Consider the following 17,633-nt stretch of genomic DNA (forward strand, 5'->3'; position numbering starts at 1 on the left):
TAAATGAGTACCCCCAGGCACATACTGGTGATGCGTTTTTCGGCAATGGGCGACGTTGCCATGACCGTGCCTGTTATTAAGGCTTTATTAAACCAGCATCCGGATGTCGTTGTAACATTTGTTTCACGTGCCGGCTTCAGGCAGTTTTTTGCTGATATTCCAAGGCTTAATTACTTCGCTGTTGATTTGAATGGCGAGCATAAGGATTTTCCGGGAATCTTAAAATTAAGCAAACAACTAAAAGCCCAAGGTAAATATGCCGCCGTTGCCGATTTACATAACAACCTTCGGTCAAATATCCTGGGCTTTTTGTTTAAATTTTCGGGTGTACGCGTAAAGCAGGTTGATAAAGGCCGAAACGAGAAGAAATTACTTACCCGTTTTCCTGATAAGGTTTTAAAACCCTTAAAGCGAACCGTTCAGCGTTACGCGGATGTGTTTACTGAACTGGGCTTCCCCGTTGTTTTAGACAATCAGCTTATCAGGTCAGAACAGTCATTACCTACAGCAGTAAAAGAGTTATTCGGAGAGAAACAAATGGCCTGGATAGGCGTTGCGCCCTTTGCCCAACATGTTGGCAAAATATATCCTCCCGAAAAAATGGAAACGGTGCTGCGACTGTTGCAGCAATGTCAGGTTAAAGTGTTTCTGTTCGGTGGATCGCCGCGCGAAAAAGAGATCTGTGAGCAGTGGGAAAAAGATTTTACTAATGTAATATCAACGGTAAACCGTTTAAATATGCAACTGGAGTTGCAGTTGATAAGTAATTTAAACGTTATGCTGAGTATGGATTCTGCAGGTATGCATTTAGCCTCTTTATGCGGGGTGCCTGCAGTGTCTGTTTGGGGAGCAACCCATCACTTTGCCGGTTTTTTAGGCTATGGCCAGTCCGAAGAGAATATTGTTGCTGATGATTTAGAATGTCGCCCATGCTCTATATATGGTAATAAACCTTGTTTTCGTAAAGATTACGCCTGCATGCATAACATAATGCCCGATGTAATTGTAAATAAATTGCTCAAATTTGTATAATGGCAAAGCGCTTATCGTTTTTAGCATTTTTCATATTATTAGGCTGTACAACCTTAAACGCCCAGATATTGTATGGTGTGAGGGTTGCCGGTGGTTTTGCTTACCAGCAGGTTAAAAGTACTTCAGTTAGAGTAACAGGCGGTAGTGTTAAAACGTTTAACATTTATGGTTTTGCTCAAGCTCCGCTAAACAATGATTTTTGGTTAAGTGCATCTTTAGGAATAACCAATAAGGGCTCAATTGTATATGATGATGCCCTTACTACTACCACCCGTTTAACTTATATTGAGTTGCCAGTTAGCGTGCTTAAAAAGTTTAATATACCTAACACCGGTTGGTTTTTTATAGGGGCAGGTGGGTATGCAGCTATGGGATTGAAAGGACGGCTTGATTTTGAAACGCCCGGAAGTAATACATTCGATGTTGTGCGGTATGGTAAAGACAACGATGCGAAGCGTTTTGATACAGGACTTTCTTTTTCTACCGGCTTTGAGCTAAGAAATAAGCTGGTTTTTAATGTTGGATATTCTTTAGGCTTAAATAATATTGCTTCAGAGCCTCAACAAGCCACCGGCACAAGTACCGTAAAAAACAGGATATTTACCGTAGGTTTAGGATATATAATTAAATAAATATCGCTATGAAAAAACTTATAATTATAAGGCATGCTAAAGCTACACATGAAACAGGTTATGAAGATTTTGAGCGACCGCTAACCCAAAGAGGTTTACATGATGCCGCTGTGGTTGCCGGGCGTTTAAAAGAGACGGAGCACGTGCCACAGATGCTGGTATCAAGCCCTGCTTTAAGAACTATTAGTACCGCCCATATCTTTTCACAGCATCTTGACCTGTCCGCGGCAGGAGAAATAAAAGCTATTTATGAGGCTGATGTTGACGATCTGTATGAAGTAGTAACGCAATTGCCTGATGAAGTTGATTGTATAGGACTGGTGGGGCATAACCCGGCTTTAGGTCAGTTGTTGTATTATTTTAGCGGTGCCGCGCATGATGTACCTACCTGTGCCGTGGCTGTTATTGAATTTGATACCAACATTTGGGAGGCCGTAACAGCCAACAGTGGCCAGCTTGTTTATTACGATTATCCTAAAAATATTTAACTGCCTGCATCTTCGCGACCTTTTAAAATCAGCTCCGCAATAGCGATGTCTTCCGGGAAGGTGATTTTGATGTTTTGATTGTCGCCCTCAATAAGGTGTATTTTAAAACCTGCAGCTTCAACTACGCTTGCATCATCAGTAAACACATCGCTGTAGGTTTGCAAATAGGCCCGCTTTAACTGTTTGTATTGAAATATTTGAGGTGTTTGCACCAGGTAGATCTCATCGCGTTTCAAACTTGCTGATAAACCGTTTTTTAGTTGACGTATGGAATCACGACTTTTAACGGCTACAATAGCGTTTCCTGTTTCAGCCGCCTGTTGGTAAGCAGCATCTATTAGTTGGCTGTTAATTAGTGGTCTAACTGCGTCATGAACTGCTATCAAGCTATTATGATCGGAGATAAGCTCAAAAGCTGCCTTTACAGACTGGAAGCGGGTTTCGCCGCCTGTTGCCAAGATGTAGTCAATATTAAAATTATGTGTATTACACAACTGTTTCCAATAGTCGTGAAATCCCTTTGGCAACGCTAAAATTAAATGTGGTTTTGAAGCGCTGTTATAAAACGCCAGCAAGGTGTGCATCAAAACAGGTAAACCGTTTACCGAAAGAAACTGCTTTGGCACTGTTGTACCCATCCGGGTGCCTGAGCCACCGGCAACAATAATAGCGTAGTTTTGAGACATGAGATTCAGGAATTAAGAGTCAAGACTACAGCACCCACCACTTAAAATATAGATGTAAGATTTAAAGGTCTTAAATCTTACATCTATAATCTTGAATCTGTTTATATGATTAACATCGCATCGCCATAGCTGTAAAAGCGATATTTTTCTTTTATGGCTATCTCGTAAGCATTCATTACGTTTTCATAACCGCCAAATGCTGCAATCATCATCAATAATGTTGATTCAGGTGTGTGGAAGTTAGTGATCATGCAGTTAGCAATGCTGAAATCGTAAGGAGGGAAGATAAACTTGCTCGTCCAGTCGTTGATTGGTTTTAAACTCTTGCTTGCAGAAACCGCAGACTCGATAGCACGCATACTGGTTGTGCCTACAGCGCAAACGCGTTTTTTACGCTCAATGGCACGGTTAACTATATTGGCTTGTTTTTCTTCAATAATGATCTGCTCCGAATCCATTTTGTGTTTGGTCAAATCCTCTACCTCAACCGGGCGGAAAGTGCCTAAACCAACGTGAAGCGTAACTTCTGCAAATTCAACACCTTTCAGCTCAAGGCGTTTCATTAACTCGCGGCTAAAGTGTAAACCAGCGGTAGGGGCGGCAACTGCACCCTCGTGCTTGGCATAAATGGTTTGGTAACGCTCTTTGTCTTCGGATGTGGCTTTACGTTTGATGTATTTTGGCAGTGGTGTTTCGCCTAATATTTCAACGTTACGACGGAACTCTTCGTCGGTACCGTCAAACAAAAAGCGGATGGTGCGGCCGCGTGAAGTGGTGTTATCAACAACCTCAGCAATTAAAAGGTCGTCATCGCCAAAATATAATTTATTACCAACGCGTATTTTACGAGCCGGATCAACCAATACGTCCCAAAGGCGTAATTCTTTGTTTAACTCTCTTAAAAGAAAAACCTCAATAGTGGCTCCGGTTTTCTCTTTGTTACCGTACATACGGGCCGGAAATACCTTTGTATTGTTAAGGATCATTACGTCCTGATCATCAAAATAGTCAAGCACGTCTTTAAAAACCTTATGCTCAATTTTCCCTGAATCGCGGTGTAAAACCATTAAACGGGCCTCATCACGCTGATCAGATGGTGTGTGGGCTATAAGTGATTCGGGTAGATTGAATTTAAATTGAGATAACTTCATTGTTTATATAAATATGAATTTTCAGGGCGCAAATGTACAAATATATTTACTGATAATAATGATTATATTTTGATGTTTAAGCTTATACCATAGTTAATTACATATACTTACACATTCATGATTTAAATGTTTAAGTTTATTTAATTAATTGGTGTAACTTCAATGCGGTAAACACATCTAATATATAACAGCAATTTTTAAATTCGGTTTAAAAAACTGTCAAACATATTCAGAGTAAGGTAGTCCAGTAATTACATATGCTATTTTTAAAACTTTTCAGGGAAAGCTTTTTGTTCGCGTTTGATGCATTAAGGCAAAACCGTTTGCGCACCATGTTATCATTACTTGGGGTTACCATTGGTATATTTACTATCATAGCGGTGTTCTCTGCTGTTGATACCCTACGTGATAACCTGCAAAGTAGCGTTGATAAGTTGGGCAGTAATAGTGTATATGTTGAAAAGTGGCCATGGGTGTCTGACGGACAATTTCCATGGTGGAAATATATGCAGCGACCAGTAGCAAAAATTAAAGATTTTACCGAGTTACAACGCCGCAGCCAAACAGCCGAAGCTATCTCTTATGAAGTGAGTATTGATAACCGCACCATTAAGTATAACAGTAATTCTGTTGAAGGAGCGCAGATCTATGCTACCTCACATGATCATAATAAAACCTGGAACTTTGATTTTGAGGATGGCCGCTATTTTACCGACATGGAATCGCGGACAGGATCGCCGGTTGCAATTATTGGTCATGATATTGCCGACAATCTTTTCCCGGGCGGTAATGGCATTGGCAAGAAAATAAAAGTAATGGGCCGTTATGTAACCATTATTGGTGTTTTCAAAAAAGAGGGTGAGGATATGTTAGGCATATCAAGCGATAAGCAGGTGTTGATCCCGCTTAATTTTGCGAGAAATGTAATAGATGTTCAGAATGAGAAATACGGCCCGTCTGTAGTTGTGAAGGGTAAAGCCGGCATTCCAATGGAAGAGGTGTTAGGAGAGTTACATGGTTTAATGCGCTCTATACGTAGCTTGAAACCCGGACAAGACGATAACTTTGCTTTAAATGAAAGCACCATGCTAACGGCACAGTTAGACATTGTGTTTACTATCATAAAGAAAGTGGGTTTCATTATTGGTTTGTTCTCTATTTTGGTAGGTGGTTTTGGTATAGCCAATATCATGTTCGTTTCTGTTAAGGAACGTACCAACATCATTGGTATTCAAAAATCATTAGGTGCTAAGAACTACTTCATTATGCTACAGTTCTTAATTGAGGCTGTTGTACTTTGCCTTATGGGTGGAGTATTGGGATTGCTGTTTGTGTACGGAGGAACGTTGCTCGTAACCGCTGCTGCAGATATAACAGTAAAGCTTTATCTGAAAAATATCTTGATAGGTATATTCTCATCGCTTGGAATTGGCATTTTAGCCGGCATTATACCTGCCTGGTTTGCAGCCAAGCTTGACCCGGTGGAAGCCATCAGAACAAACTAAGCGTAATTTTACCGTTTAAACTTATCTGCAAATTGCTGCAGATGAGCTTTTAAACCCGACCAGTTTTCCTGTTCGATCAGATTTTTGTCAAACAAAGCACCGGCCATTCCGTAGCCATCAGCTCCGGCTTTTTTGTAATCGTCAATATTTTTAAGCGTGATGCCACCTGTGGGCGCTAATTTTATTTTATTAAGCGGAGCTTTTACTTCTTTAATGTATGCCGGGCCCATCATTGTAGCAGGGAACACTTTTACCATGTATGCGCCCATTTCCCAGGCATTATAAATTTCGGTAGGGGTAAAGGCACCCGGAAAGATAGGTACATCTTTTTTAACACAGCTCTCAATTACGTTTTGATTAACAACAGGAGTGACTATAAATTGAGCGCCAGCATTCAGGGCGGCGTTCAATTCGTTTATGTTGCAAACGGTTCCGGCACCTACATTTAATTTATCGCCAAAATTTTCAGCTATAAATTTTATCATTTCAGTCGCGCCATTGGTATTCATGGTTATTTCTATGGTTGTTAATCCGGCATCCGCATAAACAGAAAGAATGTTTTTAATGGTGTTGAACGGCATACCTCTAACTATGCCGATGATAGGTACTTTTAAAAATAACTCTTCCGAAAAACTCTGCTGTTTCATTGTGTTGAGATGATGGTCAGCGCAAATATATAAGGTTCAATTTCAGATAGAAGGTCTACTTGTCGTTTTGCGGAAATATTCTGATGGTATGCATATACCTGCCCAGGTAATAGGTATTAAGCGGAGTTTCTGTAACTCCATCATCTTTACCCGATGTGGAGTGTAAAAAGGTAATTTCTTTCCCTTGGTCAACCTTTAAAATACCCATGTGCCCAACTACTTTTTTTGTGCTGTCGGTTCCGGTAAATAATATGAGATCGCCGCTTTTCGCGTCTTTTAGGTTGATTCGCCTTTTAACGGAAGCAAATCCAATCGACTGACGCGGTACTGCCACTTTAAAATGATTGAATACGTAAGTAATAAAGCCCGAACAATCAAAACCTTTTTTTGGATCGATTGAACCGTAGAGGTATGGTATGCCTTTCAAGGTTTCAGCATAACTTATAAGTGCTACAGGTGTTAACGCCCCTGTTTGTATGGTTACCGTTGAGTCGCCGGATTGCGGCAATAATGGTGCGACATCTGTAGAGTCGGGTGTAATAGGTTTAGTATAAACAAAATCGGGTTTGTCATCACCAACGCACGAATTAAAAGCAATTAAAGCAACAAAAAGATAACGGAACAGCTTCATATGCGTTATTACATAAAAAGCGAGGTAATGTTTTTACGATCAATTAAATACAGGCTAGGTTGTGTATTTAATACTCTGCCAAAACATTGAAACCAACACCTGCAATGCCCACTTTTTCCCAGGCAGCCTGACTGGTTTCGCGGGCTATTATAGCACTGCTTAATAAGCTGGCCGAAAACATAATGCCATGGCCGCGTGCACTTTGAATCCATTCCAGGCTGATGAAAAATTTGTCCTCAACCATTACATTATAAGGTTCAAGGTTAATGTTAATGGCTTTGTCGCCTTTGTGAACGGTCACAAAAATATTTTGATTAAGGATGTTTTGATCAGGCATGCCGTCTTTCACACTATAAATGTTCAAACGCATCTTTACCGAGTCAGTTATTACATTCTCTACGATGCTGGCATTGAACTGTTTAAGCCACGTGGGTGAGCGTTTTATTTTAATAATAGCACCAATTTCGTGGCCCAGCGCATTGTTATCAAAACCAGCAGTTGTTCCCTGTGATTTTGTGGTATTACCTAAAATAGCGGTCTTCCACTTACGGTTAGTAACTTTTACCTCGTTCAGTTGTTTAATTTCGGGTGCCAGCGAAATGTTTAAAGCACCCTGCTGGTTAACCAGTTCTTTCACTGCAAACACCTGCGAGCGGTATCCAATCATTGAAAACTTTAGGCTATCTGCAACATGGTTACTCAAGTTGATGCGGTAACTACCTGCATCACTACTTACAGTACCAACCGCACGCCCTATAATACCTATGTTAACAAAGGGCAGCCCTTCGCCTGTTTTGGCATCTTTCACTTGGCCGGTAATGGTTTGGCCCTGTGCAAAATTTAAAAATAGTAAGGTAATTAAGAAGGCTAAAAAGCTTGTTTTCATATGTATTAAGCCAATGCGTAAAGTTCTTCTCTTTGTTTTTGTACCACATCGCTGGTGATGTATTCATCATAGCTCATCAGCTTGTCTATAACACCGCCCGGAGTTATTTCAATTATTCTGTTAGCAACCGTTTGCACCAACTCATGATCTCGAGAAGTAAATAATACAGTACCCCTAAAATCTTTCATACCATTATTCAGTGCAGTAATTGATTCCAGATCAAGGTGGTTAGTAGGCTCGTCAAACATTAACAAGTTAGCCCCCTGAAGCATCATGCGGCTAAACATGCAACGCATTTTTTCACCACCTGATAGTACTGTGGCTTTTTTCATCACCTCTTCGCCCGAAAATAACATACGGCCCAGGAAGCCGCGGATAAACTGATCGTCTTTTTCACCAGGTGAGTATTCGCGCAGCCAGTCGATTAGGTTGTCGTCTTTCCCGGCAAAGTATTCAGTATTATCCATCGGGATATCTGCAATGTTAATGGTAACTCCCCATTTATATTCGCCTTTAAAATCTTTATCGCGACCGGTTAAAACGTTATACATTGCAGTTGTTGCCAAACTATTTTGCGACAGGATAGCTATTTTATCGCCTTTATTAACCATAAAGCTAATGTTGGCGAACAGCGGCTCTCCGTTAAGCGATTTGCTCAGGTTCTCCACCTGTAGTATCTGATCTCCGGCTTCGCGTCCAAGGTTATTAAATATAATTCCCGGATATTTACGGTTAGATGGCTGTATCTCGTCCAGGTTAATTTTGTCCAAAGCTTTTTTACGGCTGGTTGCCTGTTTTGACTTTGATGCGTTAGCGCTAAAGCGGCGGATGAATTCCTGTAACTCTTTAACCTTCTCTTCAGCTTTTTTATTCTGATCGGCGCGTTGTTTAAGTGCTAACTGGCTTGACTCATACCAGAACGTATAGTTACCGGTATAAATGGTCATCTTACCAAAGTCAATGTCAACAACGTGTGTACAAACCGTATCAAGGAAGTGCCTATCGTGCGACACCACCAGTACAATGGCTTCATACCCGGCTAAAAAATCTTCTAACCAGCTTACAGTATGTATATCAAGGTCGTTGGTAGGCTCATCCAGTAAAAGTATGTCTGGTTTGCCAAATAAAGCCTGCGCTAATAACACGCGTACCTTTTGTGTATTATCAAGGTCTTTAACAAGGCTGTAGTGAAAATCTTCTTTAATACCGAGGTTGCTTAACAGGGTAGCTGCGTTACTTTCAGCATTCCATCCGTCCATTTCGGCAAAAAGGTTCTCTAACTCACCCGCGCGCTCACCATCGGCATCACTAAAATCTTCTTTTAAATAAATGGCGTCTTTCTCTTTCATTACCGCGTACATTTCTTTGTGACCCATCATAACGGTCTCCAATACGGTAAAATCATCAAAAGCATAGTGATTCTGGCTTAAAACGGCCATACGCTCACCCGGCGTAAAGCTTACAGATCCGCTTGTTGGATCAATATCGCCCGAAAGTATTTTTAAAAACGTTGACTTGCCAGCCCCGTTAGCGCCAATAATGCCGTAACAATTGCCGGGTGTAAATTTTAAGTTAACATCTTCAAATAATGTACGCTTGCCGTAGCGTAAAGATAAATTGGATACCGTTATCATGCTGCACCTTATGTTTGGCGCAAAAATACAGTTAAAAAAACGTTAAACCAATTGAATTTAAATTACGTATAAGTAGATAATATTACACCAATTTATAAACCAATTTTGGGTTTTGAGGAAGCAATTGCCCAGCCAAAATGTTTCTTTAAAGTAAAAAACCTGTTAACGTATACTGAAAACAGCTATTTAACAGTTTTTGTTTTAAAGGCACGCAATTTGTCTTACGATAAACCACAGAATACTAAAACTTAAATTATGATAACCATGGAAGCTGTAATTGTAGGCCTTGTAATTATCAATGTATTGGTACTTGCAGGCAAGGTAAGCGAATCGAAATCAAGAATATAGTGGTTACTTCAGCAAGCTTGACAAAGCTTGTGTTTGATGTTCGGCCAATTTTTGTAACGGTCCTGACGCCATCATTTTCATCATCATATTCAATTCAGCGGTAATGGTAAAAGTAACTTCACTTATATCATTACCGCTTTTTATTTCCCATGTAAGTTTAATCTCAAAAGGAGGTTGCTCTACAGGAATTATTTCAATAAAGGTATCCGGATGGCGTTCAGAAATCTTTAAACGAAGCTTTAACATATTTTGCACTTCAAAGTACGCCTCGTTATAGCTTGACGACCAATTGGTAACATTCTCAGGTATTAAACCTTTATGATTGTTAAAATCTGCCAAAAAGTTAAAAACCTTTTCGGCTGGTTGCGTCAATGTTACTGTGCTGGTAAAAGTGCTCATATCTACTTATTCAACGCCCCAGGCAGACGGATTGTCTCTCCATGATCTAAGCATATCTACATCCTTACGGGTAACGTATTGATGTTCTTCGGCGTAGTTTATAAGCGCGTTGTAATTAGAAAGCGTTATATAAGGGCAATTTGCGTTTTTAAAGTTTTCGGCAGCTACATCAAACCCGTAGGTAAATATGGCTGCAAGTCCTGCTACCTCATAACCAGCATCACGCAGTGCTTGCACGGCCTGTAAGCTGCTTTGCCCGGTTGAAATTAAGTCTTCAATTACTACAACACGTTTGCCGGTCATGCTGTCGTCACCCTCAATCATGTTACCGCGGCCATGCTCTTTAGGTTTGGCGCGAACGTAAATAAATGGCAAGCCCAGCTCCTGGGCAACTAACGCACCCTGAGGGATGCCTGCAGTTGCAACACCTGCTATACAGCCAACAGAACCAAATTTTTCCTGTATAGCCTTTGATAGTTGCTGACGGATGTAAGTACGTACCGTTGGATGAGAAAGTGTAACACGGTTATCGCAATAAATTGGCGATTTCCATCCCGAAGCCCATGTAAAAGGATTAGTAGGTTGTAATTTAATTGCTTTAATTTGCAGCAGGAACTCTGCTACTTGCTGTTCAGTTTCACCGGTATTCAACATGGCTCAAAAATACAGAATTTATATTAACGAAAAAGTTATCTTACTAACAGAATCACTGCCTGAGGCTGTGGATAGCTACCAACAAATTGACAACCAGACCTTTGATCTGAAAATTATTTATACCTGGATATTGGCGCATAAGAGCAATAAGTTTTTTGTGTTATGCGCCGACGCTAAAGCTTTTTTAAAGCGTGTAAGGCAAAGCGTTACACTTATTGAAGCCGCCGGCGGACTTGTGAAAAACGAGAAAAAGGCCTTTTTGTTTATCTATAGAAACGATAAATGGGACCTGCCTAAAGGTAAGATAGAAAAAGACGAAACTGTTAAGGAAGCCGCGGTGCGCGAGGTGGAAGAGGAGTGCAGTATAAAGGTTAACAAACTGGGCAAAAAGCTTTGTAAAACTTATCATGTTTATGTAAGCAAGGGCGAGGTTGTGCTGAAAAAAACTTACTGGTACAACATGAAATGCAAAGGTCAGAACAAATTAAAACCTCAGCGCGAAGAAGGGATCACCGATGTGCGCTGGTTCAAACGTGATGATATTGACCCAATACTGGCTAATACCTTCCCATCTATAATGGATGTTTTAGAAAAGGCTGAACTGCTTAAAGATAAGGTATGGCCTCTTTAGGAATAAATTGGCTCACATCTCCGTGATAGCGTAAAATTTCCCGTACAATAGTTGAGCTGATGGATGAATACCCAGGCTTGCTAACTATAAAAATACTCTCTATATCCGGCGCGAGTGAGTGGTTCATTTGCGCTATTGCTTTCTCGTACTCAAAGTCTGATACGGTACGTATACCTCTGATCATAAAGGTTGCACCGATGCTTTTGCAGAAGTCAACAGTTAGCCCGTCGTAAGCTACAATATGAATTTTAGGTTCAGTTTCAAATACGGCGCGTAGCATCTGCTCGCGTTTTTCTATGGATAGTAAGCCTTTTTTTGAGCTGTTGTCGCCTATGCCAATATAAACCTTATCAAACAATCCAACAGAACGTTTTACAATGTCTACGTGTGCTTTGGTAACAGGGTCAAATGATCCCGGAAAAAGGGCTATTTTCATGTGCCAGCTAAGTTTTTGGGTAAAGTTAGAATTTTATTGATGCCTGAAAAAAGAAAACGATGAATGCCCGTATTTGCGCTGCTCAACAAAAGCCGGATGATCGCTTAGTTTTTGCATGGATTGATGTTCGATGATGAGCAGCCCTTCAGGCAATAACAGGTCTTTTTCAAACACTATTTTAGCAATCTCGGGAATTCTGTTTAGGTCGTATGGCGGGTCGGCAAATATCAGGTTGTATTTGTCGGTTTCTAGTTGCAGGTATTTAAAAACATCAGCCTTAAAGGTTTTAATATTGTTGAGCTGATGTTGCCTGGCGGTATCTTTAATATAGTGAATGCAATGTACGCTGCGATCAACCGATGTCACCTGCTCAGCGCCGCGCGAAGCAAATTCAAAAGCAATATTGCCGGTACCGCTAAAAAGGTCAAGCACTTTAATGTTGTCAAACTCAGTTTGGTTTTGCAGGATGTTGAAAAGCGCCTCCTTTGCCAGGTCGGTAGTGGGACGTACCGGTAAGTTTTTAGGCGGATTTAAACGCAGTCCTTTTAACGTGCCTCCGATGATACGCATAGTAACAGGGCAGAGAGTTTAAGTATTTTATCCGAGTTAAGTTCGGTGGGTAGTTCTGCTATTTTGAGTGTGTTGGTTTCTGTATGTGAGAAAAAGTCGGTAAGCCTCGATCTGTATTCTTCCATTTGAGCTGATGTGCCGCTTAAACTTAGTTGCACATCTTTTTGATCAAGGCCGGTCTCCCGGAAAACCAACGAAACGCTATAAACCAGGTCGTCGGCAGTGTTGAAGTTAAATTTGTTATATAACCTTATCTTTCCATCATTGAAGTGCATCATCTCTGCCTCATTATCTTCAATGTTTACATATATAGCCTTATCCGAAGCAAGCTTATCAGCTATTGCATTGATCCAACCTTTTCCACCGTAAACGGAGCGGTTAAAATCAAACTTTTCAATTGCTGCGGCTACGTAATCAGAAGTTTTATAAACAATAAAGTTCTCGGCATCCAGTTGCTGCGCAAAAACGCGCTCATCAGTTTTTACATCTAAAAAGCGGGCATACTCGGTTACGCGTTCCTGCTGATAGAGTTCAACCGGTACCAAAGTAAACGCATCAGCATCAATGCCAACAACAATATCTTTGAAGCTGGCAGATAGCTCATCCGCCATGTCTTTTGGCTCAGCCAGTTCTTTAAGGTTACAATTCGGAGCAAGCGCCATCAGCCTGTCTTCATAAAAAACGGCATAAGTAAAGCTTTTGCTGCTAACCTGTAACACCAGCGTGTAGTAATACGCCTGAAAGAGGCTAAAGTCAATATGCTGAAAACTGTAGTTGATATCGCTCATGCTATCAACAAAAGTAATATTTTTTGTATTACTTAATTAGGCTACTTATCAGCATTTTTGTAGCGTGTCAACTACCGAGCATATCCGTAAAGCCTTCCCGCACCAGCCCACAGACCAACAGTTACAACTGTTTGGTATGCTTGACGACTTTTTAAACAAGGACGAGGGCGACGAGTGTTTTATATTGCGCGGCTATGCCGGTACCGGTAAAACTACCATAGTGAGCGCGCTGGTGAAGGCGTTACGTAGTTATAATTTCAAATCGGTACTGCTGGCACCTACCGGTAGGGCTGCTAAGGTAATATCGGCTTATTCCGGGCGTAAGGCATTTACTATTCATAAGCGTATCTACCGAAAAAAAACAGCATTGGATGTTGACGACCGCTTCATGCTGAGCGAGAACATGGGCAACAATACGCTCTTTATAGTTGATGAAGCGTCTATGATATCCAATGAGGCAAGCGGCAGTAATCGAAATTCATTGCTGTATGATCTGGTGAATTATGTTTATAATACGAAAAACTGCAAACTGATGTTAGTGGGCGATACCGCCCAGCTGCCGCCGGTAGGATCGGAAGAGAGCCCTGCGCTGGATGCCGCTTATGTTAAGTCTGCTTTCGGTTTAGACGTTTACACTTTTGAACTGACGGATGTGTTGCGCCAGCAAAAGGATTCAGGGATACTGTACAATGTCACCAACGTTCGTAACATTATCAGGCAACAGAAGGAACTGATACCCCAAATAACTACCAAGGGCTATAAGGATGTTTTCAGGATGACCGGTGAGCGTTTGCAGGAGGGGTTGGAGTATGCTTACAACAAGTATGGCCACGAAGATACCCTGGTAGTTTGCCGCAGCAACAAGAGCGCTAATATGTACAACATGCAGATACGCAACCGCTTGCTATGGCGCGAGGAAGAACTCACCGGGGGAGACCAGATCATGGTAGTAAAGAATAACTACTTCTGGCTGCAGGACAAAGAGGAGGGTAGTACCGCTTTTATTGCCAATGGCGACATTGCCAAGATACGCAAGGTGCGCAAAATTGAGGATATGTATGGTTTTAGGTTCGCCGATGTGCAAATAGAACTCACTGACTATGCCGAAGACCCGATATTGGATTGCAAAGTGCTGTTGGATACGCTCTACACCGAATTGCCGGCATTAACAGCTGACGACCAGAAACGGTTCTACCTGGAGGCCATGAAAGATTATGACCATATACCTAACCGGCGCGCTAAGCATAATGAGCTGAAAACCAACCCATATTATAACGCTTTGCAGATAAAGTTTGCTTATGCCGTTACGTGCCACAAGGCACAGGGTGGGCAATGGGGCGCCGTGTTTGTTGACCAGGGTTACCTTACTGATGACATGGTGAATACCGATTTTCTCCGTTGGTTCTATACCGCTTGTACCCGCGCTACAAAGGAATTGTTCCTGGTTAATTTTAATCAGCAGTTCTTCGGTACCCCGGTAGAGTTTTAATATGCGTCTCATTTGGATATATGAGACGATGTGAGACGATTTTTATTGTAAGTTTCTGATAATTAATTGATTGTTGATTTTTAGTGAAACGAAAATGAAACGGGTGAAACGATTTTTTTCGCTGATGTCTGATTTGTACTAAAAATTTAGTAGTAAGAGTATTTGTTAGTTGTGCTTAGTTACTATCTTTATAACAATCATTCAACCTAAAGGTCGTTCCATGTTGAAGCGTGGTTATATCATATTCTCATTTGCGTTTTTACTTGTTGTATCTTATCTGAATGGCGTGGGCCAGGCGGTATCACTTCGCCAAAAAATGGCAACCGTTTCGGCATACAACACTTCTCATAATCCCGAAAAGATATTTATCCATACCGATAAGTGGAGTTACACTAAAGAAGATACGCTTTGGTTTAAGGCTTATGTGTTTGATGCTGATTTGAAAGCTACAAGCAAAAGCGGTTTATTGTATATAGAAATAGCTGATGCCGCTAACAGGGTGATCAACAGGAACCTTGTTAAACTGGCTTATGGTATTGGCTGGGGAAATATAACGCTGTCTTCTGCCCGCTATCTTGAAGGAACTTATACGATAAGGGCCTATACCAACTGGATGCGAAATTTTAGTGAAACAAGTATTTACACAAGGCAATTTACTATTGACGGCACTTTAGAGGAAGACTGGATGATCAACTCGCGCTTTGAGCTAACCGAAAAAGAGGGCTTAAGTAACGTAAAAACTAACCTGGCATTTGTTAAAACCAGCGGCAGCCGCATGTTTGGCGAAGAGTTAAGGGTGCGCATTAACGCGGGTGCGCGTACGCTTTACAACACCCGTCTAAAAACCGGGGTTGATGGCGTACTTGACTTTGACTTTGATTTGCGCGATAAAATAAAAACGCAGCAACTAAACATTGCACTCACTAAAAAGACAAAAGGCGACAAAGACGTAACCTTCAATGTGCCGGTTGTGATCAATCGTGATGAGAAAACAGATCTGCAATTTATGCCTGAAGGGGGAAGCCTGGTTAATGGCCTGCCCAGTCGGGTCGGTTTTAAGGCTATTAATGAAGAAGGTAAGGGGGTAGATGTTAATGGTGGCGTTTATGATAATACCGGACAAAGAGTGGTCGCATTTACATCTATACACAGAGGGATGGGCTGGTTTGACTTTACGCCCCAACTTAACCGCACCTATACGGCAAAAATAACTTACCATGATAAAGATCTGAGTTTTGCTTTACCGACGGCAAAACCCTCGGGAGTGGTTATGAGGGTAGATAATACTACAAATAAAGATTCTATCGTTGTTTCGGTCAATATATCGGCTGATATAAAGCAAACCGGCGGCAACTATTATCTCATCGGTCAATCTCGCAATGTAATCTGCTTCGGTGCAGTGGTAAAAGCAGCTAACAATGCCCGCTTTAGCATTAATAATACCGCATTTCCAACCGGCGTTGCTCGCTTTACAGTAATCTCTGCATTAAATCAACCTGTTACGGAAAGAATTATTTATGTAAATCACAACGATGGTATGCATGTTGAGGTAAATCCGTCAAAGCAGGGTTATACCCCGCGTGACAGCGTTAACCTTGAAATTGTAGCTACCGATAAAAACGGAGCGCCGGTTGTGGGTAGTTTCTCTGTAGTCGTTACAGACGACGCGCAGGTAAGACAAGACACGAGCGGTTACAACGACATGTTTTCCAAATTACTTTTAGCTGATGACCTAAAAGGCGAAGTTGAAAACCCGGGGTGGTATTTTACAAAAGGCGATTCACTTAAAAAAGCACAGTCGCTTGATGTATTGATGCTCACGCAGGGTTGGGTAAGCTATAATTGGGCAGATGTATTTTCTGCAAAGCAAAAGCCGCTGATCTATCAGCCCGAACCTGAGTTTGCCGTTAAAGGACGGGTTGTTAACGCATTTAACAAACCAATTGAAAAAAGCAATGTCTTACTTTTATCATTAAATCCGTTTTTCACTTTAGATACAATGACGAATGCTAAAGGCGAGTTTAGTTTTAAGGGCATTTATCCCCCAGACACGGTGGCGTTCAGCTTGCAGGCGCACAACAAAAGGGGGCGCATGTTTAATGTGGGTATTGAGATGGATGATTTTACAGCGCCTGAGTTTTCCCCACTTAAACAACGCCTTATACCATTGTATGTAAATATTGATACGTCGCGCCTTAAAGCCATAAACACACGGCAGCGTTATGCCGAAGAAGAGGCTAAAATAACAGGCCGGCAATTAAACCAGGTAGAGATCAGGGCAAAAAAGATAGTCAAAGATTCAAAAAGTCTTGTTGACCCGGGCGAAGCGGATTTTATAATGAACACCGAAGAGATCAAAGCGCTACCAAATACGACTTTGGTTGATATGTTAAAGAAAAACATTCCAGGATTTCAGGTTCGATATAATGGGCCAAACGAGGTTTACTCTATAAATAATGTAGGTGCAGTTTTTATACTTGATGGCATAAAGGCCGACATATTTATGGGGCCCGGATTTGGGACAAAGCAACTCCTGGAATACATGGATGTTAACGATGTTAAAGGGATAGAGGTGATGACTACCGGAAGAAATCAAATACCCTATACGCAGGCATTTGAGCGCCCTGACGCTAAGTTTTGGGAGTTTACATTTATTGAGATAACCACTTATTCCGGACATGGGTTTACAAAAAAGGTACCGGGAGCTTTTATTTATCGATTGCCTATTTTCGCGGCCCAAAAACAATTTTATTCACCGCGTTATACCTACAAAAGTCCGGTAACAATACCCGATACCCGTTCAACCATATTATGGGCTCCAAATGTTGTTACTGATAGTCATGGTAAAGGTTATGTTACTTTTTATACTGCCGACAAATCAGCAACGTATACAATTAATGTGCAGGGAGCAGATATGGAGGGCCTGTTAGGGTGCTATAATGATAAGATTTATGTTAAAGATGTACCGAAAAAATAAAAATTGTTTTTTTGTTCTGTTGTTATTTGCTGTACAAGCAGTTACAGCT

18 protein-coding genes are annotated in these 17,633 nt (G+C 41.2%); 7 read left to right on the top strand and 11 right to left on the bottom strand.

Going from position 1 to position 17,633, the window contains the following annotated elements:
• Positions 1-3 precede the first annotated feature (3 nt).
• The 3 genes from CLV57_RS07685 to CLV57_RS07695 are packed head-to-tail and all read left to right on the top strand — an operon-like array spanning position 4 to position 2,152.
• Positions 4-1,032, top strand: coding sequence for a glycosyltransferase family 9 protein (locus CLV57_RS07685; RefSeq protein ID WP_100340726.1), 1,029 nt, complete (start codon positions 4-6; stop codon positions 1,030-1,032).
• On the top strand, positions 1,032-1,664 hold the full coding sequence (locus CLV57_RS07690) for a porin family protein (RefSeq protein ID WP_100340727.1): 633 nt from the start codon (positions 1,032-1,034) through the stop codon (positions 1,662-1,664). The genes CLV57_RS07685 and CLV57_RS07690 overlap by 1 nt, the downstream gene beginning before the upstream one ends.
• Positions 1,665-1,672: 8 nt before the next feature.
• Positions 1,673-2,152, top strand: coding sequence for a SixA phosphatase family protein (locus CLV57_RS07695; protein ID WP_100340728.1), 480 nt, complete (start codon positions 1,673-1,675; stop codon positions 2,150-2,152).
• On the opposite strand, the gene CLV57_RS07700 is transcribed toward CLV57_RS07695, so the two are convergent.
• Both CLV57_RS07700 and queA read right to left on the bottom strand, forming a co-directional pair.
• Entirely contained in the window at positions 2,149-2,838 is a 690-nt protein-coding gene (locus CLV57_RS07700; RefSeq protein ID WP_100340729.1) for a 2-C-methyl-D-erythritol 4-phosphate cytidylyltransferase, read from the bottom strand. The genes CLV57_RS07695 and CLV57_RS07700 overlap by 4 nt on opposite strands.
• Positions 2,839-2,939: 101 nt before the next feature.
• Positions 2,940-3,989, bottom strand: a complete 1,050-nt coding sequence (gene queA, locus CLV57_RS07705; RefSeq protein WP_100340730.1) for a tRNA preQ1(34) S-adenosylmethionine ribosyltransferase-isomerase QueA — start codon at positions 3,987-3,989, stop codon at positions 2,940-2,942.
• A gap of 257 nt (positions 3,990-4,246) precedes the next feature.
• On the opposite strand from queA, the gene CLV57_RS07710 reads away from it, so the two are divergent.
• Positions 4,247-5,494, top strand: a complete 1,248-nt coding sequence (locus CLV57_RS07710) for an ABC transporter permease (protein WP_100340731.1) — start codon at positions 4,247-4,249, stop codon at positions 5,492-5,494.
• A gap of 8 nt (positions 5,495-5,502) precedes the next feature.
• Here CLV57_RS07710 and CLV57_RS07715 read toward each other — a convergent pair whose 3' ends face one another.
• The 6 genes from CLV57_RS07715 to pyrE form a co-directional block, all read right to left on the bottom strand.
• The gene (locus CLV57_RS07715; protein WP_100340732.1) at positions 5,503-6,141 is read right to left on the bottom strand and encodes a bifunctional 4-hydroxy-2-oxoglutarate aldolase/2-dehydro-3-deoxy-phosphogluconate aldolase; all 639 of its coding nucleotides are present in this window, start codon (positions 6,139-6,141) and stop codon (positions 5,503-5,505) included.
• A 55-nt stretch (positions 6,142-6,196) separates the two neighbouring features.
• The gene (locus CLV57_RS07720) at positions 6,197-6,772 is read right to left on the bottom strand and encodes a C40 family peptidase (RefSeq protein WP_100340733.1); all 576 of its coding nucleotides are present in this window, start codon (positions 6,770-6,772) and stop codon (positions 6,197-6,199) included.
• A 67-nt stretch (positions 6,773-6,839) separates the two neighbouring features.
• Positions 6,840-7,658 carry a carboxypeptidase-like regulatory domain-containing protein gene (locus tag CLV57_RS07725; protein WP_100340734.1) on the bottom strand — a complete coding sequence of 273 codons (819 nt, stop codon included), beginning with the start codon at positions 7,656-7,658 and terminating at the stop codon, positions 6,840-6,842.
• A gap of 5 nt (positions 7,659-7,663) precedes the next feature.
• On the bottom strand, positions 7,664-9,292 hold the full coding sequence (locus tag CLV57_RS07730) for an ABC-F family ATP-binding cassette domain-containing protein (RefSeq protein ID WP_100340735.1): 1,629 nt from the start codon (positions 9,290-9,292) through the stop codon (positions 7,664-7,666).
• 351 nt (positions 9,293-9,643) lie between these two features.
• Positions 9,644-10,039 carry an SRPBCC family protein gene (locus tag CLV57_RS07735; RefSeq protein WP_100340736.1) on the bottom strand — a complete coding sequence of 132 codons (396 nt, stop codon included), beginning with the start codon at positions 10,037-10,039 and terminating at the stop codon, positions 9,644-9,646.
• 6 nt (positions 10,040-10,045) lie between these two features.
• Complete coding sequence (pyrE, locus tag CLV57_RS07740; RefSeq protein ID WP_100340737.1) at positions 10,046-10,693, bottom strand: orotate phosphoribosyltransferase; 648 nt, start codon at positions 10,691-10,693, stop codon at positions 10,046-10,048.
• Here pyrE and CLV57_RS07745 point away from each other — a divergent pair.
• Positions 10,692-11,324, top strand: coding sequence for an NUDIX hydrolase (locus CLV57_RS07745; protein WP_100340738.1), 633 nt, complete (start codon positions 10,692-10,694; stop codon positions 11,322-11,324). The two genes, pyrE and CLV57_RS07745, sit on opposite strands and share 2 nt — an antisense overlap.
• On the opposite strand, the gene coaD is transcribed toward CLV57_RS07745, so the two are convergent.
• From coaD to CLV57_RS07760, 3 genes are read right to left on the bottom strand one after another with little or no spacing between them, the layout of a single operon-like run.
• Positions 11,299-11,760 (bottom strand): pantetheine-phosphate adenylyltransferase, encoded by a 462-nt coding sequence (gene coaD / locus CLV57_RS07750; RefSeq protein ID WP_100340739.1) that lies wholly within the window; start codon positions 11,758-11,760, stop codon positions 11,299-11,301. The two genes, CLV57_RS07745 and coaD, sit on opposite strands and share 26 nt — an antisense overlap.
• Positions 11,761-11,793: 33 nt before the next feature.
• Positions 11,794-12,330, bottom strand: a complete 537-nt coding sequence (gene rsmD / locus CLV57_RS07755; protein ID WP_100340740.1) for a 16S rRNA (guanine(966)-N(2))-methyltransferase RsmD — start codon at positions 12,328-12,330, stop codon at positions 11,794-11,796.
• Complete coding sequence (locus CLV57_RS07760) at positions 12,306-13,118, bottom strand: DUF3822 family protein (RefSeq protein ID WP_100340741.1); 813 nt, start codon at positions 13,116-13,118, stop codon at positions 12,306-12,308. Before CLV57_RS07760 ends, rsmD begins: the two co-directional genes overlap by 25 nt.
• A 64-nt stretch (positions 13,119-13,182) precedes the next feature.
• Here CLV57_RS07760 and CLV57_RS07765 point away from each other — a divergent pair, with 64 nt between their 5' ends.
• Both CLV57_RS07765 and CLV57_RS07770 read left to right on the top strand, forming a co-directional pair.
• Positions 13,183-14,607, top strand: coding sequence for an ATP-dependent DNA helicase (locus CLV57_RS07765; RefSeq protein ID WP_100340742.1), 1,425 nt, complete (start codon positions 13,183-13,185; stop codon positions 14,605-14,607).
• A 220-nt stretch (positions 14,608-14,827) separates the two neighbouring features.
• Complete coding sequence (locus tag CLV57_RS07770) at positions 14,828-17,584, top strand: Plug and carboxypeptidase regulatory-like domain-containing protein (RefSeq protein ID WP_100340743.1); 2,757 nt, start codon at positions 14,828-14,830, stop codon at positions 17,582-17,584.
• Positions 17,585-17,633: the final 49 nt, after the last annotated feature.

It is taken from the genome of Mucilaginibacter auburnensis (assembly GCF_002797815.1).
Classification (GTDB): Bacteria; Bacteroidota; Bacteroidia; order Sphingobacteriales; family Sphingobacteriaceae; genus Mucilaginibacter; species Mucilaginibacter auburnensis.

What these genes read in the sequence shown, in the direction of transcription:
- CLV57_RS07695 (WP_100340728.1), top strand. Translation starts at nt 1,673, where the DNA reads ATGAAAAAACTTATAATTATAAGGCATGCTAAAGCTACACATGAAACA.
- CLV57_RS07700 (WP_100340729.1), bottom strand. Translation starts at nt 2,838, where the DNA reads ATGTCTCAAAACTACGCTATTATTGTTGCCGGTGGCTCAGGCACCCGG.
- rsmD (WP_100340740.1), bottom strand. Translation starts at nt 12,330, where the DNA reads ATGCGTATCATCGGAGGCACGTTAAAAGGACTGCGTTTAAATCCGCCT.
- CLV57_RS07710 (WP_100340731.1), top strand. Translation starts at nt 4,247, where the DNA reads ATGCTATTTTTAAAACTTTTCAGGGAAAGCTTTTTGTTCGCGTTTGAT.
- CLV57_RS07715 (WP_100340732.1), bottom strand. Translation starts at nt 6,141, where the DNA reads ATGAAACAGCAGAGTTTTTCGGAAGAGTTATTTTTAAAAGTACCTATC.
- CLV57_RS07730 (WP_100340735.1), bottom strand. Translation starts at nt 9,292, where the DNA reads ATGATAACGGTATCCAATTTATCTTTACGCTACGGCAAGCGTACATTA.
- CLV57_RS07745 (WP_100340738.1), top strand. Translation starts at nt 10,692, where the DNA reads ATGGCTCAAAAATACAGAATTTATATTAACGAAAAAGTTATCTTACTA.
- coaD (WP_100340739.1), bottom strand. Translation starts at nt 11,760, where the DNA reads ATGAAAATAGCCCTTTTTCCGGGATCATTTGACCCTGTTACCAAAGCA.
- CLV57_RS07735 (WP_100340736.1), bottom strand. Translation starts at nt 10,039, where the DNA reads ATGAGCACTTTTACCAGCACAGTAACATTGACGCAACCAGCCGAAAAG.
- CLV57_RS07725 (WP_100340734.1), bottom strand. Translation starts at nt 7,658, where the DNA reads ATGAAAACAAGCTTTTTAGCCTTCTTAATTACCTTACTATTTTTAAAT.
- CLV57_RS07760 (WP_100340741.1), bottom strand. Translation starts at nt 13,118, where the DNA reads ATGAGCGATATCAACTACAGTTTTCAGCATATTGACTTTAGCCTCTTT.
- queA (WP_100340730.1), bottom strand. Translation starts at nt 3,989, where the DNA reads ATGAAGTTATCTCAATTTAAATTCAATCTACCCGAATCACTTATAGCC.
- CLV57_RS07690 (WP_100340727.1), top strand. Translation starts at nt 1,032, where the DNA reads ATGGCAAAGCGCTTATCGTTTTTAGCATTTTTCATATTATTAGGCTGT.
- CLV57_RS07770 (WP_100340743.1), top strand. Translation starts at nt 14,828, where the DNA reads ATGTTGAAGCGTGGTTATATCATATTCTCATTTGCGTTTTTACTTGTT.
- CLV57_RS07685 (WP_100340726.1), top strand. Translation starts at nt 4, where the DNA reads ATGAGTACCCCCAGGCACATACTGGTGATGCGTTTTTCGGCAATGGGC.
- pyrE (WP_100340737.1), bottom strand. Translation starts at nt 10,693, where the DNA reads ATGTTGAATACCGGTGAAACTGAACAGCAAGTAGCAGAGTTCCTGCTG.
- CLV57_RS07720 (WP_100340733.1), bottom strand. Translation starts at nt 6,772, where the DNA reads ATGAAGCTGTTCCGTTATCTTTTTGTTGCTTTAATTGCTTTTAATTCG.